22 protein-coding genes and 3 pseudogenes are annotated in these 14,078 nt (G+C 36.5%); 24 read left to right on the top strand and 1 reads right to left on the bottom strand.

Going from position 1 to position 14,078, the window contains the following annotated elements:
* Positions 1-120: 120 nt before the first annotated feature.
* From F7888_RS12835 to F7888_RS12750, 19 genes and pseudogenes are all read left to right on the top strand, one after another.
* Positions 121-330, top strand: coding sequence for a hypothetical protein (locus F7888_RS12835; RefSeq protein WP_191780075.1), 210 nt, complete (start codon positions 121-123; stop codon positions 328-330).
* Between the two features lie 49 nt (positions 331-379).
* Entirely contained in the window at positions 380-643 is a 264-nt protein-coding gene (locus F7888_RS12830; protein ID WP_016204401.1) for a metal-sensitive transcriptional regulator, read from the top strand.
* Between the two features lie 83 nt (positions 644-726).
* A pseudogene (locus F7888_RS12825) lies at positions 727-952 on the top strand (sulfurtransferase TusA family protein).
* Positions 953-1,007: 55 nt separating this feature from the next.
* Positions 1,008-1,487: a DsrE/DsrF/DrsH-like family protein gene (locus tag F7888_RS12820; RefSeq protein WP_191780073.1), complete on the top strand. Its 480-nt coding sequence runs from the start codon at positions 1,008-1,010 to the stop codon at positions 1,485-1,487.
* A gap of 44 nt (positions 1,488-1,531) precedes the next feature.
* Positions 1,532-1,894 (top strand): rhodanese-like domain-containing protein, encoded by a 363-nt coding sequence (locus tag F7888_RS12815; RefSeq protein WP_191780071.1) that lies wholly within the window; start codon positions 1,532-1,534, stop codon positions 1,892-1,894.
* Positions 1,895-1,909: 15 nt separating this feature from the next.
* Entirely contained in the window at positions 1,910-2,206 is a 297-nt protein-coding gene (locus tag F7888_RS12810) for a rhodanese-like domain-containing protein (RefSeq protein ID WP_191780069.1), read from the top strand.
* Between the two features lie 58 nt (positions 2,207-2,264).
* On the top strand, positions 2,265-2,840 hold the full coding sequence (locus tag F7888_RS12805; RefSeq protein WP_191780067.1) for a sulfurtransferase TusA family protein: 576 nt from the start codon (positions 2,265-2,267) through the stop codon (positions 2,838-2,840).
* 15 nt (positions 2,841-2,855) lie between these two features.
* Positions 2,856-3,089 (top strand): glutaredoxin family protein, encoded by a 234-nt coding sequence (locus F7888_RS12800; protein ID WP_191780065.1) that lies wholly within the window; start codon positions 2,856-2,858, stop codon positions 3,087-3,089.
* 13 nt (positions 3,090-3,102) lie between these two features.
* Positions 3,103-3,495, top strand: a complete 393-nt coding sequence (locus F7888_RS12795) for a DsrE/DsrF/DrsH-like family protein (RefSeq protein ID WP_191780063.1) — start codon at positions 3,103-3,105, stop codon at positions 3,493-3,495.
* Positions 3,496-3,547: 52 nt separating this feature from the next.
* A complete protein-coding gene (locus F7888_RS12790) occupies positions 3,548-4,675 on the top strand; it encodes an MBL fold metallo-hydrolase (protein ID WP_191780061.1) in 1,128 nt (375 codons plus the stop codon).
* A gap of 27 nt (positions 4,676-4,702) precedes the next feature.
* Positions 4,703-4,930 (top strand): sulfurtransferase TusA family protein, encoded by a 228-nt coding sequence (locus tag F7888_RS12785; protein WP_191780059.1) that lies wholly within the window; start codon positions 4,703-4,705, stop codon positions 4,928-4,930.
* A 52-nt stretch (positions 4,931-4,982) separates the two neighbouring features.
* Complete coding sequence (locus F7888_RS12780; RefSeq protein WP_191780057.1) at positions 4,983-5,759, top strand: sulfite exporter TauE/SafE family protein; 777 nt, start codon at positions 4,983-4,985, stop codon at positions 5,757-5,759.
* 52 nt (positions 5,760-5,811) lie between these two features.
* Positions 5,812-6,168, top strand: coding sequence for a DsrE/DsrF/DrsH-like family protein (locus F7888_RS12775; protein WP_191780055.1), 357 nt, complete (start codon positions 5,812-5,814; stop codon positions 6,166-6,168).
* Positions 6,169-6,182: 14 nt separating this feature from the next.
* The gene (locus tag F7888_RS22640; RefSeq protein WP_225228777.1) at positions 6,183-6,386 is read left to right on the top strand and encodes a rhodanese-like domain-containing protein; all 204 of its coding nucleotides are present in this window, start codon (positions 6,183-6,185) and stop codon (positions 6,384-6,386) included.
* Entirely contained in the window at positions 6,383-6,574 is a 192-nt protein-coding gene (locus tag F7888_RS22635; RefSeq protein WP_225228776.1) for a rhodanese-like domain-containing protein, read from the top strand. The genes F7888_RS22640 and F7888_RS22635 overlap by 4 nt, the downstream gene beginning before the upstream one ends.
* Before the next feature lie 225 nt (positions 6,575-6,799).
* Positions 6,800-7,462, top strand: coding sequence for a hypothetical protein (locus F7888_RS12765; RefSeq protein WP_191780053.1), 663 nt, complete (start codon positions 6,800-6,802; stop codon positions 7,460-7,462).
* Between the two features lie 19 nt (positions 7,463-7,481).
* Positions 7,482-8,207 (top strand): cytochrome c biogenesis CcdA family protein, encoded by a 726-nt coding sequence (locus tag F7888_RS12760; RefSeq protein WP_191780051.1) that lies wholly within the window; start codon positions 7,482-7,484, stop codon positions 8,205-8,207.
* On the top strand, positions 8,204-8,770 hold the full coding sequence (locus F7888_RS12755; RefSeq protein ID WP_191780049.1) for a peroxiredoxin family protein: 567 nt from the start codon (positions 8,204-8,206) through the stop codon (positions 8,768-8,770). Before F7888_RS12760 ends, F7888_RS12755 begins: the two co-directional genes overlap by 4 nt.
* A gap of 26 nt (positions 8,771-8,796) precedes the next feature.
* Positions 8,797-9,396 (top strand): annotated as a pseudogene (locus F7888_RS12750) (methyltransferase domain-containing protein).
* Between the two features lie 301 nt (positions 9,397-9,697).
* Here F7888_RS12750 and F7888_RS22630 read toward each other — a convergent pair.
* Positions 9,698-9,982: pseudogene (locus tag F7888_RS22630) on the bottom strand (tyrosine-type recombinase/integrase); the annotation flags it as partial.
* Here F7888_RS22630 and F7888_RS22625 point away from each other — a divergent pair.
* From F7888_RS22625 to F7888_RS12725, 5 genes are all read left to right on the top strand, one after another.
* Positions 9,978-10,655, top strand: a complete 678-nt coding sequence (locus tag F7888_RS22625; RefSeq protein ID WP_225228790.1) for a fibronectin type III domain-containing protein — start codon at positions 9,978-9,980, stop codon at positions 10,653-10,655. The pseudogene F7888_RS22630 and the gene F7888_RS22625 sit on opposite strands and share 5 nt — an antisense overlap.
* A 734-nt stretch (positions 10,656-11,389) precedes the next feature.
* A complete protein-coding gene (locus F7888_RS12740; RefSeq protein ID WP_318246278.1) occupies positions 11,390-12,073 on the top strand; it encodes a DNA-binding response regulator in 684 nt (227 codons plus the stop codon).
* 345 nt (positions 12,074-12,418) lie between these two features.
* Positions 12,419-12,901, top strand: coding sequence for a small multi-drug export protein (locus F7888_RS12735; RefSeq protein WP_191780047.1), 483 nt, complete (start codon positions 12,419-12,421; stop codon positions 12,899-12,901).
* Between the two features lie 14 nt (positions 12,902-12,915).
* The gene (locus tag F7888_RS12730) at positions 12,916-13,656 is read left to right on the top strand and encodes an ABC-2 transporter permease (RefSeq protein ID WP_191780045.1); all 741 of its coding nucleotides are present in this window, start codon (positions 12,916-12,918) and stop codon (positions 13,654-13,656) included.
* Between the two features lie 17 nt (positions 13,657-13,673).
* Positions 13,674-14,066: a GntR family transcriptional regulator gene (locus F7888_RS12725; RefSeq protein ID WP_191780043.1), complete on the top strand. Its 393-nt coding sequence runs from the start codon at positions 13,674-13,676 to the stop codon at positions 14,064-14,066.
* Positions 14,067-14,078 lie beyond the last annotated feature (12 nt).

Below are 14,078 nucleotides of genomic sequence, written 5' to 3'. Positions count from 1 at the left end.
AGCTCAGTGAGATATTATTCATTGGCTCATTTTAAAATCTATTTTTAGAGTGTTGACAATATACCCCGCGTGGTATATCATAAGTCTTGTCAGCCACTGAAAGTTTAGGAGGACAGTCACATGTTTATTGTAATTTTTGTCATATTAATAGTTTTCGGGTACCTGATTGATAAAAGAAATTTTCCAATTCTCGGATTAAATTATATAAATAAGAAAGAACTAGATTTAACAACATTGATTAAAGTAGATGTTAGTGACTATAATGAGTCTTATAAAAATCCCGTAAAGGGAGCAATCAATGTTCCAGTCGCATACTTGAAAAGGTATTAAAGGAAAATCAGTTAAATAAAGAAAGTTATTGTTAAAGGGGGGAAAACAGATGGAATACAATGACCAAATGAAGAATAGAGTAAAGCGCATTGAAGGTCAACTTAGAGGAATCTTAAGAATGATGGAAGAAAATAAAGACTGTAAGGATGTTATTACTCAGTTGTCTGCAGCAAGAACAGCAATTGATCGGACAATTGGAGTAGTCGTCAGTTCTAATTTAGTGGAATGTGTTAGAAACGCTGAAGAAATAGGTGAGAAAAATACAGAAGAACTATTAAAAGAAGCTGTCAATCTGCTTGTAAGAAGTAGATAGAAATAAAGGGGTTGACACTCTCTTTTATTTTTAATAGTATTATACCCATAGGGGTAAAGGTAAAAGAAAAGGAGAGAAGATCAATGAATATAGATAAAGTATTAGATGCAAAAGGATTAACATGTCCAATGCCAATTGTAAAAACAAAAAGAAATTAATGAATTAGAGTCAGGTCAGGTGTTAGAAATTCATACAACTGATAAAGGCGCAAAGAATGACCTTACTGCTTGGGCTAAACCAGGTGGACACGAACTATTAAAACATGAAGAAGATAATGACGTGCTCAAGTTTTGGATTATAAAAGGATAAATTTTTTTATAGAGTATAATACCCTGATGGGTAAACAACAAGAGGAGGAACAAACATGACAGAAACAAAAAAAACAACAATCGTATTATTTAGTGGTGATTATGATAAAGCAATGGCTGCTTATATTATTGCAAACGGGGCAGCTGCCTATGATCATGAAGTAACTATTTTCCACACATTTTGGGGATTAAATGCTCTACGTAAGGATGAAGATATTGAAGTGAAAAAAGGTTTCATGGAAAAGATGTTTGGAAAAATGATGCCAAGAGGGGCTGAAAAAATGGGTCTGTCAAAAATGCACTTTGCAGGTTTCGGTCCTAAAATGATTAAAGATGTAATGAAAAAGCATAATGCAATGCCACTTTCAGACTTAATTGAAATGGCAAAAGAACAAGATGTTAAGCTCGTTGCTTGTACGATGACAATGGATTTATTAGGACTTCACAAAGAAGAACTTTTAGATAATATCGAGTATGCAGGTGTAGCTGCATATTTAGCTGATGCAGAAGATGGAAATGTAAACCTATTTATCTAAACACGTTAGGGGGATTCTCCCCTACATAAAAGGAGGGAGTAAGTTTGGAATATCTCAATTATATAATCATTGGACTCTTTCTGTTATTTATTATTAAACGAATCATCCCGGTTAAAGGGGTTAGACAAATTTCAACAATAGATTTAAAAAATGAATTAAAAGATAAGAATAAACAATTTGTTGACGTTCGTACTCCTGGGGAGTTTAAGGGAAATAACATCAAAGGGTTTAAAAATCTTCCGCTCCAGCAACTTGCGCAAAAAGCGGAGAAGGAACTATCAAAAGACAAAGAAGTAGTTGTCCTATGCCAAAGTGGAATGAGAAGTCAAAATGCTACTAAAATATTAAAGAAATTAGGATTTACGAACGTGACAAATGTAAAAGGTGGTATGAGCGCCTGGAGATAAATAGGAGGAGAAAAAATGAAGCAGTTATCCGCTAAAGAAGTAGAAACATTGTTAGTAGAAGGTCAACCATTAAACTTAATTGATGTTCGTGAAGTGGATGAAGTTGAAACTGGGAAAATTCCAGGAGCGATTCACATTTCACTAGGGTTATTAGAATTCCGTATGCATGAATTAGATAAGTCTCAAGACTATATCATGGTTTGTCGTTCTGGTGCACGTAGTGGTCGCGCCTGTCAATTTCTTGAAAGCCATGGGTTTAAGGTAACCAACATGACAGGTGGAATGCTTGCATGGGAAGGCGAAACAAAATAAGGTGATTTTTTTTAGAAGTTAATATACCCAGAAGGGTAATAAACAGGAGGTTTTATAAATGGATTCATTAAAAACAGATCTTTTATTAGATGCAAAGGGTTTAGCTTGCCCAATGCCTATCGTAAAAACAAAAAAGGCAATGAATGAGTTGCAAGCTGGTCAAGTTTTAGAGGTTCAAGCAACAGATAAAGGGTCAAAAGCTGATCTTGAAGCATGGGCAAAAAGCGCTGGTCATCAGTATCTAGGTACAATTGAACAAGGAGATGTGTTAAAGCATTACCTTAGAAAATCTTCGAATGATGGAACAATTGAAAGAAAACATCCTAACATTACAAGCAATGAAGAGTTGGAGAAAAAACTAGATGTTAACGAGAATATTGTTGTTCTCGACGTGAGAGAAGCAGCGGAGTACGCATTCAACCATATTCCAAACGCTATCTCTATTCCGTTAGGAGAGTTGGAGAATCGTCTTTCTGAGCTTAATACATCGGATGAGATTTATGTGGTGTGTCGAACTGGAAACCGTAGTGATCTCGCAGCTCAAAAATTAGCAGAAAAAGGTTTTGCAAATGTGATTAATGTATTGCCAGGAATGAGTGCTTGGTCAGGCAAAACCAGTAGTGTAAATAAATAAGGAGGGAAAATTGATATGAGCACCGTAAAGGTATACACAACCACACGTTGTCCGTATTGTGTTATGCTAAAGAACTTTTTGGCAGATCAAAATATACCTTTTAAAGAGGTGAACGTTGAAGAAAACCCAGAGATTATGAATCAACTAGTCGCGAAAACCGGACAAATGGGTGTGCCTCAAACAGAGGTAAATGGTAAGTGGATAGTTGGTTATGATCCAAATAATATTATGCTAGCATTAAGAAACTAGGAGGAATTAGAGAATGAGTAAAGTAGCAATCATTGCAAGTAATGGTGGATTATTTGATGCATATAAAGTTTTTAATATCGCAACAGCTGCAGCAGCATCTGATCAGGAAGTTGCCATATTCTTTACATTTGAAGGATTAAACTTAATTCATAAAGAGGCATACACACAACTACCAATGCCAGAGGGGAAAGAGCATTTTGTTGAAGGGTTTGCAAAAGCAAACGTACCAGCTATACCTGAGTTAGTGGCAATGGCACAAGAAATGGGTGTCAAATTCATTGGTTGCCAAATGACAATGGATGTGATGGGATTAGAAAAGGAAGCATTTGTGGATGGAATTGAAGTGGGTGGAGCTGTAACCTTTTTAGAATTTGCAAAAGATGCAGAGGTAACACTTACGTTTTAATATGAATTGATATATTTTTTAATTTTAAATATACCATAGGGGGTAAAATGATATGACTGTAAAAGCTATGACTTCAAAAGAAGTAACAAAAAAAGTATTTAATAAAGAACCATTATTTATTCTAGACGTTCGTAATGAAAGTGATTTTCAAGATTGGAAAATTGAAGGAGAAAACTTCGACTATTATAATATTCCGTATTTCGAGTTACTGGATGGAGTGGAAGGAATCTTAGATAAGATCCCGGCTAATCAAGAAGTATTAGTCGTTTGTGCAAAAGAAGGATCTTCATTAATGGTGGCAGAGATGTTATCAGAACAAGGCTTAACGGCTTCTTACCTGCAAGGTGGGATGAAAGCGTGGAGTGAGCACTTAGAGCCTGTGAAGGTTGGAGATTTAAACGATGGAGGCGAAGTGTATCAGTTCGTTCGTATCGGCAAGGGCTGCCTTTCTTACATGGTCGTCTCAAATGGCGAAGCTGCAATTATCGATGCAACTCGTATGACTGACATTTATCTTGATTTTGCAAATGAAATTGGCGCAAAGATTACACATGTATTTGATACACACCTTCATGCTGACCATATTTCAGGAGGAAGAGTGATTGCTGAGAGAACAGGTGCAACGTACTGGTTACCTCCAAAAGATGCGACAGAAGTAACATTTGAGTACGAGGCTCTAGCAGGTGGAAATGTAGTGACAATCGGAAATACGGCGATTGATATTCATGCGCTATATTCACCAGGACACACAATCGGTTCTACATCGTTTGTTGTGGATTCTAAGTTCTTATTATCAGGTGATATCTTATTCATCGACTCAATTGGAAGACCAGATTTAGCTGGAATGGCAGAAGATTGGGTTGCAGAATTAAGAGAAAGTCTGTATTCACGTTACAGAGAGCTATCAGAAGATTTAGTTGTTCTTCCAGCGCACTTTATGATCATTGATGAATTGAATGAAGATGGTAGTGTATCAGAAAAATTAGGAACACTATTTACAAAAAATCACGGTCTAAACATCGAGGACGAAAATGAATTCAGAAAACTAGTAACAGAAAACCTACCACCACAACCTAATGCATATCAAGAAATTCGAGAAACAAACATGGGAAAAATTAACCCAGATGATGAAAAACAACGTGAAATGGAAATCGGACCAAACCGTTGTGCGGTACGATAAAAATTAATTCTTAGGAGGAATAATAAAATGGAAGCAACTAAAGTATTAGACGCAAAAGGATTAGCATGTCCAATGCCAATTGTAAAAACAAAGAAAGCGATCAATGAATTAGAATCGGGTCAAATCTTAGAGATTCATGCAACAGATAAAGGTGCTAAAAACGACCTAACAGCTTGGGCAAAATCTGGTGGTCATGAGTTTATTAAACACGAAGAAGAAAATGATGTATTTAAATTTTGGATTAAAAAAGGGTAAAAAATAAGGGGAGCCTATATAGGGTTCCCTTTTTTCAAAAGGAGGTAACAGAATGGATTTTGGATTTATCATTACGATTTTCTTAATAGGATTTATTGGATCATATGTTTCAGGAATGTTAGGAATCGGCGGGTCTATTATTAAATATCCAATGTTATTATATATTCCACCGTTATTTGGATTAGCAGCATTTACTGCACATGAAGTTTCGGGCATAAGTGCAATTCAAGTATTCTTTGCAACTATTGGTGGAGTTTGGGCTTACCGAAAAGGTGGATATTTAAATAAAACGCTAATTATGTATATGGGTGCTAGTATTTTAGTGGGTAGTTTTGTTGGAGGATTTGGATCAAAGTTAATGTCTGAAGGAGGCATTAATTTAATTTATGGGATATTAGCCTTAATTGCAGCAGTGATGATGTTTATTCCGAAAAAGGGAATAGACGATATTCGATTACATCAGGTGAAATTTAATAAATGGCTTGCAGCGATATTAGCCCTTATTGTAGGTGTGGGTGCTGGGATTGTCGGGGCAGCAGGAGCCTTTTTATTAGTGCCAATCATGTTAGTGGTATTAAAAATTCCAACAAGAATGACAATTGCTTCTTCACTGGCGATTACGTTTATTTCTTCAATCGGAGCGACAGTAGGTAAAATTACGACCGGACAAATTGACTACTTCCCAGCTTTTATTATGATCGTTGCAAGTTTAATTGCTTCCCCATTGGGTGCAATGGCTGGAAAAAAAGTAAATACAAAAGTGTTACAAGTCATTTTAGCGTTATTAATTGGAGCTACTGCCGTTAAGATTTGGTTAGATATTTTGTAAAAATAGGGGAAAATAAAGTGGATTCATAGTAGGTTTGAAAGAAGGGGTTATAATGACGAACAAGAAATTTGTTTATTTTGTATCGTTAAGCTCAAATGTTCCCTATGTGTTGAAGAAATCAATCGAAATGGTTGAACAAAAAAATGAAGTTGCCATATTTTTTGATCTTGATGGAGCGCGTGTTTTAGATAAACGTTATTTAAAAAGAATGACGAGAACACATGGAGTAGATCTATCCTTACTTTTTAACTTGGCTTTAAATGCGGGAATTAAATTGTATGGTTGTCAAATGAATGTGTTAATTGCTGATGGTTTGGAATTAATAGAAGGGGCAGAACTCGCTGGCGTTGTTAGCTTTTTAGAAACAGCCTACCAAGCTGATGCTGTTTTAAACTATAAGTACATCTGAAAGCAGGAGTTTCTTTGAAGATTAAAACAATAGCATTATATCTACCCCTTGTCATTATAGTATTATATTTTGGCTATAGCCAGTTTGAAAATAAAAGTATTAAAACAATTTCAATTAATGAGTTGGAGCAAAAATTACAGGATCCAAAATTAAGTAACATAATCTTTGTTGATGTGCGTGAACCCCATGAATATAAGCAGGTCATATTAAAGGGATGAAAAACATTCCACTAAGCACATTAAAATCCGATTATAAAGGTCTTTCTAAAGATGCGGAAATCGTTCTATTGTGCAGAAGTGGGAAACGAAGTCTTCAAGCTGCAAACATTTTAAAAGATTATGGTTATGGTAATGTTGTAAGTGTAAGTGGCGGTATTCAAGAATCGCAGGCAGAAATTATAAAATAAGTAATGGAGTAGACTGATAATATGAATAAAGATCATAACAACTGTGGCAAAGGTAGTTGAGGAATTTCTAACAAAAAATCACGGTCATTTTTCCCACCCATATGACCAGGGATTTTAGTTTGGCTCCTGGTAGGAGTCATCGTCTTGATTCAAAGAATGTTTTAAGAAGAGGGGCTAAACAGCCCCTTTTTGTGTAAACATCAAGCAATTTTTTAGGAGGTACCCATGGATATCATTCAAATCGGTTCATTTACGATTCTCCTTAAATGGTTTCTTCTTGGAGTGGCAATTCTATTTGGAATAGTTCTTATAAAAGTATTGTTCCTACGCTTACCGAATAGGGAAGAAAATAAGGCGGTATTTGACTTATTAACTAATAGCGTGTTTTTAGGCTTTTTTATTTGGAAAGGTAGTTTACTTCTTACGGATCCATCATTAGTAATAAAAAGTCCGTTGTCGTTGTTGTATTTCACAGGAGGAAGAAGTGGCTTAATTTTAGCTATTATTTTTTCAATCTACTACTTTATTTATAAAGCAAGGAAATTAGATATTTCAATGCTAGTTACTTTGAAATACGGATTACTATTTAGTTTTTCAGTGCTGTCTGTCTATCACTTTTTATCCGCAACCTTCGTAGAGGATAATTTCATTTATCATGTTCTTATCGGCATTTATTCGTTGACTAATTTGATACTCATCCTAGTTAAAAAAATTCTATCTTCATATAAGTCATTTTTTTCTGTCATCGTCTTATTTTCATTCTTCAAAATAATACTCTCATTGAGTCTAATCAATGAAAGTACGGTCTTTATTTTCTCGATGGAGCAGTGGTTTTTTGTAGGATTAATCATCTTGTCTCTTTACTTTTGGGATAGAAAACTACAGTAGAAAGAAAGGTGGGTAAGAATTGGAGAATATCACAATATTTTTTGCATTAACTGCAGGATTACTTTCATTTTTTTCACCTTGTGTGTTTCCATTAATTCCTGCATATGTTGCTCATTTAACCGATGGGTCAGTAAAAGATGGAAAAGTAAATACCCAGAAGAGTGTCCTGTTTTCTCGTTCAATAAGTTTTATCTTTGGATTTAGTATTGTATTTGTATTATTAGGAGCTTCGGCAAGTGTTGTAGGACAAATATTTTTAGATAATAAGAAATTAATTCAAATGATAGGGGGATTCCTCATCATTATTTTTGGGTTACAGATGCTTGGTGTGTTTAAAATAAAGTTTTTAATGACTGAAAAACGGTTTGATTATAATAGGAAGTCCAAAGCTAGTTCTCTAAAATCATTTATCCTTGGTTTAGCATTTGGATCAGGATGGACACCTTGTGTAGGACTTGCTTTATCGTCCATTTTATTACTGGCTAGTTCAACTGAAACGATTTATTCTGGCATGTTTTTATTATGGATATACGCCTTAGGTCTAGGCATTCCTTTTCTTCTGTTATCTTTTCTTGTGACATACTCTTTAAATGTGGTTAAAAGAATCAATAAGGTTTTACCAAAGCTTTCGTTAGTTAATGGAGTAATTCTTATCATAATGGGATTGTTATTATTCACTGGTCAAATGGAAAAGATCAGTGCTTATCTCTCTACATTCACGATTTTTAAAGGAGTGGGATTATGAACAAACAAATACTTGCCTTAGTAGGTTTGATTGGTCTTTTAGGTTGGGGAGTATATGACTATGCATTTTCAGAAAAAGAAAATATGAATGAAACCTCCCTTAACAATCGAATAGAAAATAATGATTTAATTAGTGGAATAAAAGAAGGGAATTTGGCACCTGAATTTCAACTCCAGACATTAGAAGGAAGAGAAGTAAAACTGTCTGACTTTAAAGGAAAGAAAGTCATTTTAAATTTTTGGGCTACTTGGTGTCCGCCTTGTAAAGCTGAAATGCCTCATATGCAAGAATTTTATCTAGAACAACAAAATGATAATGTAGAAATTTTAGCAGTTAATTTAACTACTGCAGAAAAGAACACAAATGATATTGGGGAATTTGTAAGAGATTATGGATTAACTTTTCCAATACTGCTTGATACTAAAGGCGATATAGAAGAAACATATCAAGCTTTTACGATCCCAACAAGTTATATAATTGATTCGCAGGGGATTGTTCGAAAGAAAATTGTCGGACCGATGGATAAGGAAATGATGGAGCAGTTAATAAAAAGTATCCACTAAAAAATTAAATCAAAGGAGAACAAGCTATGAATTCTTGGAATGATCGATTTAAAAATGAGAATTATGTTTATGGAACTAATCAAAACTTATTTCTTGCAGATATCCATAAAAAATAAAACCTATCAGGAGAAGCATTGGCTATTGCTGAAGGAGAAGGTAGAAATGCGGTCTACTTGGCGCAACAAGGAATGAATGTAACTGCATGGGATTATGCGCAAGCCGGACTGGCTAAAACAGAAAAGCTTGCCAAGGATAGAAATGTAACAGTTCAAACAAAGCTTGTAGACTTAAATGAAGCTAACTGGGATAAAGATTATTGGGATGAATTGATTTGTATTTTTGGACACTTTCCAGAGGCATTACGTACAAAAACACTTGAAGGTGTTAAAGAAACAATTAAACCAGGTGGTTATTTTATTTCAGAAGGTTATTCGGTTTATCAGATACCATACAAAAGTGGCGGACCACAAAACGTAGAACTACTTTATAAACCAGAAGAGTTTTTAAACGTTTTTTCTGATTGGCGGATTGTTCACTTTTTTATGGGCGAGGTTGTAAGGAATGAAGGAGAATTTCATAATGGTTTGGCACATGTTATTCAGTTTGTGGGGCAAAAAAAGAGTTAAATAAACATCCGAGTTGCATACGGCAACTCTTTTTAAGCTACCTATCAAAATATAAATAGTAAGGAACTTGATTAGTTAAGATGCCTACTATTTTTAAATTTTAATTTTTGGTAGTGAATTAGTCTAGGAATTAATTTAGTGTTTTATGTTGTGGGTGGATTATTTATGAACATTTTTTAGACTGTTATTTAGCACTTATTACTTTAAATAAAGAGTGAGCCTTAGGAAGAAAACAAGCATTTTTTTTTTAATAGTACAAGGATACTGTTCAATAAAAAAATTTTTTCAACAAAAGGTGCTTTTATTGAATAGTGATAAGAAAGTTTAGAGTTATTCTCTGAGCCCACATATTCTCAAAAGTTTCAATCGTAAGTTTCTCATCTTCCTCCCGCAGTTCCTTAATCACATGAGAATAGTGCTTATAAGTCGTTTCGATATTGCTATGTCCCAAACGCTCACTTACGTAATTGATGTCAACTTTCCTATATAATAGAACACTTGCATGAGTGTGTCTTAAGCCATGCATTGTAATAGGATCGATACCAAGTTCTTGTAAAGTTTTTTGTAAGTGCTTGTTGGCTTTGGTGCAGGCAACTGCTTTGAGAACTGAAATCGAAACGAATTCTGGTTCCCAATCTGAAATCGCGCCTGTATCTGTTCCAGCCGTTCCTGAAATCACTAACGTCAGGATTAATGAGGAAGTCCGTTCTGCATTTGGTACGGAACATATTCCGGCACCTGGTAAGATTATTGTTCATGAAGGCACGTTCACGATCGATTGGGCAAATAGTGATGTGTTGACTGAAAGCTATGAAATCCAGTTCAACACAAATAAAGGCGAGTGGGTCACCTTAGCAGAAATCGCTCACAATACACGAGTGAAAAGTTTTATCACTCAGGATATTGATCAATTCGCCAATCTGAATGGTATTCTCGCTCAAGCTAAAAATGGTGATATGTATCAATTCAGAATCCGCGCGTTGAATGCTAAGGGTGCCAGTGAGTGGTCTGAAGTCTTTGTCGTGGATACTGTAGAAACAGCCACAGCATCTGCAGTTGTTAACAAGCTGAAAGCAAATCAAAATGAATTAGTCATCACGATTGATGAAATCTATGCAGATGGAAGCGGAAGCGGGACGTTGACTGAGACCATCCTCATCAACAACAATGCCAAGGGGACTTACAGAGTGGGACGTTACGATGTATTCGTCAACACGAAAGGCAATACGAAAGTCCTTGAAGTTTATATTGTAGAATAGAAAAAAAACGGTGCAGCCTTTTGGTTGGGCCGTTTTTGTTGGGATGGGGAGTACTTTGAAATTTCCTTAAAGGAAGTTACTGCATTGAGGATTCGCTAGGGGAAGCAATCGTCCAATTTGGAATATTAGCAGGTAGAATTCAGTGGGGAGATCCTCCGGTTGAGCGGATGGTATAGATGGTCTGAAAATAGCAGGAAGAATTTCGCTTATTTAGAAAATGTGGTGAAAAATTGCTTGAATAGCGGAAGAATTTTCGCTTATCTGCTCAAAAACCGGGAAAATAGGGGCTTTTGCTTCGGATAGCGGAAAATTCTTCCCTTATTTAGCCTGAAAAGAGCTCCATTTTGGATATAACGGAAAAACCTTCCCTTATTTTACATTCACCAGTAACGGTATGCAAGATCAAGATGAGTTAATATAACAGCACTGGGGTTAGACATCTTTTTGTAAGGTTGGAGGGGGGGAGAACATCCGGATAGAATTGAAAGAATGACTTTGTCAGAAGATAAAGAAAACGGATTGACAAATATAAGAATTTTATTAAACTAAAAATAGTTCTATCCTCAAATTTTCCTCTATCTTTGCTATTCCGCTTTTTACTTTCTACAATTTAAGCCACATTAAACTTCTTTTTTCACTCGCATTAACATCATCATTAAAAAAACTGCCCGAAGTTCAAATAAGTAAATAGTGGTATCGAAATTTGATAGTAGAGGAATTTAAGGATATGACCATTGGATAGGAGGAGGAATCCTATGGGATTTGAAGAAGAATATCAGAACTTTTTGAATGTTCACTTTCAGGTAAGAACAGGTGAACGGTTGCGGCGCTTACAAGAAGGTCACAATCAGGCTGAAATGTTGTTTTTGAAGCAAGTGTGGTGGCCATTATTTTTCCACTTCAAGTACCTTCATCCAGAATATGAAGTCGATGATTTCAAGGATGGCAAAAGGTATTTAGATTTTGCTTATATTCGTCCCGGCATCCGGATATGCATTGAGGTCGACGGGTATGGCCCACACCTAAAGAACATAAGCAGATGGCAATTTTCAGACAACCTTGAACGTCAAAATCAGTTGGTGATTGACGGATGGACCGTGGTTCGCTTTTCTTATGACCAAGTGAGTGAGAAGCCTCGTCGATGCCAACAGATTGTTCAGCAAGTGATTGGCCAATGGCTGGGTGATGAACTGGATCTGACCTCTTTGTCCATTGTTGAAAAGGAAGTAATTAGACTAGTGGTTCGAAAAGGAGAAGCTATATTCCCTAAGGAAGTGGAGAAGTATTTGAAGCTAAGTGACAAGACGGTAAGAAATGTACTGACTCAACTAGTCGATAAAAAGATGCTGATTCCCGCATCTGGGATTAAGAGAGTCCGCTCTTATCGGTTGGGAGATCAGGTTAAGCGTCCAATCTGATAAATAGCAGAAGGAATTCCGCTTATTTAGAAAATATGATCCAAATTAGCTTAAATAGAGGAAGAATTTCCGCCTATCGGCTCAAAAAACGTGAAAATAGGCGATTTTGCATTGTATAGCCGGAAAACCTTCCCTTATTTAGCCCGAAAAGAGCTCTATTTTTGATATAACGGAAAACCCTTCGCTTATTTCCCCCGAGCCCAGCTCCATTCCCACTTTAACGGAAAAAATAATTTACAATTAACCCCTCAAAATTTACATTCCCCCCCTTTACAACAAAATACACACAGTGTTATAGTGTTCATATAGATATAAACACCATAACACTATAGGGGGTCATTTAGGATGAATGTATTAGAATATTTGTGGGCTTATGTATTAGTATTTATTTTAGCGGCGGTGCCATTTTTTGAGGGGTATGGGGTTGTTGCGTTAGCGATGATTGCGGGGTTGTCTCCGATTGCTGCAATTCTTATTGCGATTGCTGGTAATGTTGCGACTGTACTATTATTGATTGTTTTCGTGGAGAAAATTAAGGCGTGGAGAAGGAAGCGAAAAGGTGGGGAAGAGAAGGAACCTGGAAAGCGTATGGTTCGTGCACAGAATCTTTGGAATAAGTATGGGTTGCCTGGGTTAGCTCTGATTGGACCGTTAGTGGTTGGAAGTCATATTACGGCATTTGTGAGCTTGACATTAGGTGGAACGAAGCAGAAGGTTGCTGTTTGGATGACGGCAAGTATTGTGATTTGGTGTATCGTCTTTGCTGTGTTAGTTCATTTCGGTGTGGATTTCTTAGGTTATGCAGATCGACCAAATCTTTTTAACTAAGAGGAGGAAGTGACTTGTATCAACAGGTAGCTTGGTTAGTGAAAAAGGAAGTAAAAGCACAATGGAGAGCGTTGGCGATTACGTTCGTCGTGACCATCTTTTTGGGATTGATCACGTCGAATCTTCTTGAGCAAATGGTTCAACATTTATTTGGGGCAGAATCGCCGTTTTATAATTATATGTTGTTGGACGTTATTTTTATCGCAACATCACCAGCGTTTGGAGCGGTCTTCATGTCTATGCCATATTTAAGCTTTCAAACGATCAAGGAGGATCCATTTAGCAAACGAATGGCCTTCCTTCGTACATTACCGATTCCAGTTCCGATTCTTGCGTTAAGTCGGATGGTATTTATGATGATCACGTTGGTCGTCATTTCGTTGGCCTTTTATGTGGCGATGTCGTTTGCCTTATCGGATGGATTCTTTGGGAATGTGACGCTGGCTGAGTATTGGATGTTTGTGTTGTTTTGGTTTGGGTATGCCCTAACTTTAGGTGGCATAAATCCTGTGATTGAATACGGGACAAATGGGAAAGTACTGCATATTGTTCCTTGGTTTTTTATCGTAATCTATTTCTTGACGATCTTTTTGTTCTATCGATTTATGGATCAAGGGGTTGCTGAATGGGTATTACTTCTTATTAAAAGTCATGGTTGGTTAGTAGCTGTCATCCCCCTCTTGGTCGGTGTTGGTAGTTCAGTGGTTTGGAACAAATTGCTGGCCCGGAGATTAGCGAGACGAGATTACTTGTAATGGAGGGAGGGGAAGCGATGAAGCTGCCGATTCGTGTCTCAGAGGAAAGTAGAGAACCGATTTATCATCAAATAGAAATGCAACTAAAAGCGCTAATCGTAGGTGGACATCTTGCACCTGGCACACCGCTCCCATCCATTCGTGTGTTGGCTAGTGAGTTAGAGTGCAGCGTCATTACTTCAAGAAGAGCCTATCAAAATCTAGAGAATAGTGGCTATATCAAGACTGTTCAAGGAAAAGGGACATTTGTTCGAGCGCTTGAGGAGCTACAAAAGGAAGAAACGAAGCAGAAGGTTGTGTATGATGCGTTTGAAAAGGCGATAGAACAAGGACGACAGGTCGGCTGCACGAAGGATGATTTGTCGACAATTTTCACGGATGTGTTAAACCGGAAGTTTGATAGTCAATAATGGGGGGATGAT

Source organism: Litchfieldia stipae (assembly GCF_014837155.1).
Classification (GTDB): domain Bacteria; phylum Bacillota; class Bacilli; order Bacillales; family Bacillaceae_L; genus Litchfieldia.
Note: the sequence above shows the minus strand (reverse complement) of the source record. Positions and strands in the feature narration are given on the sequence as shown.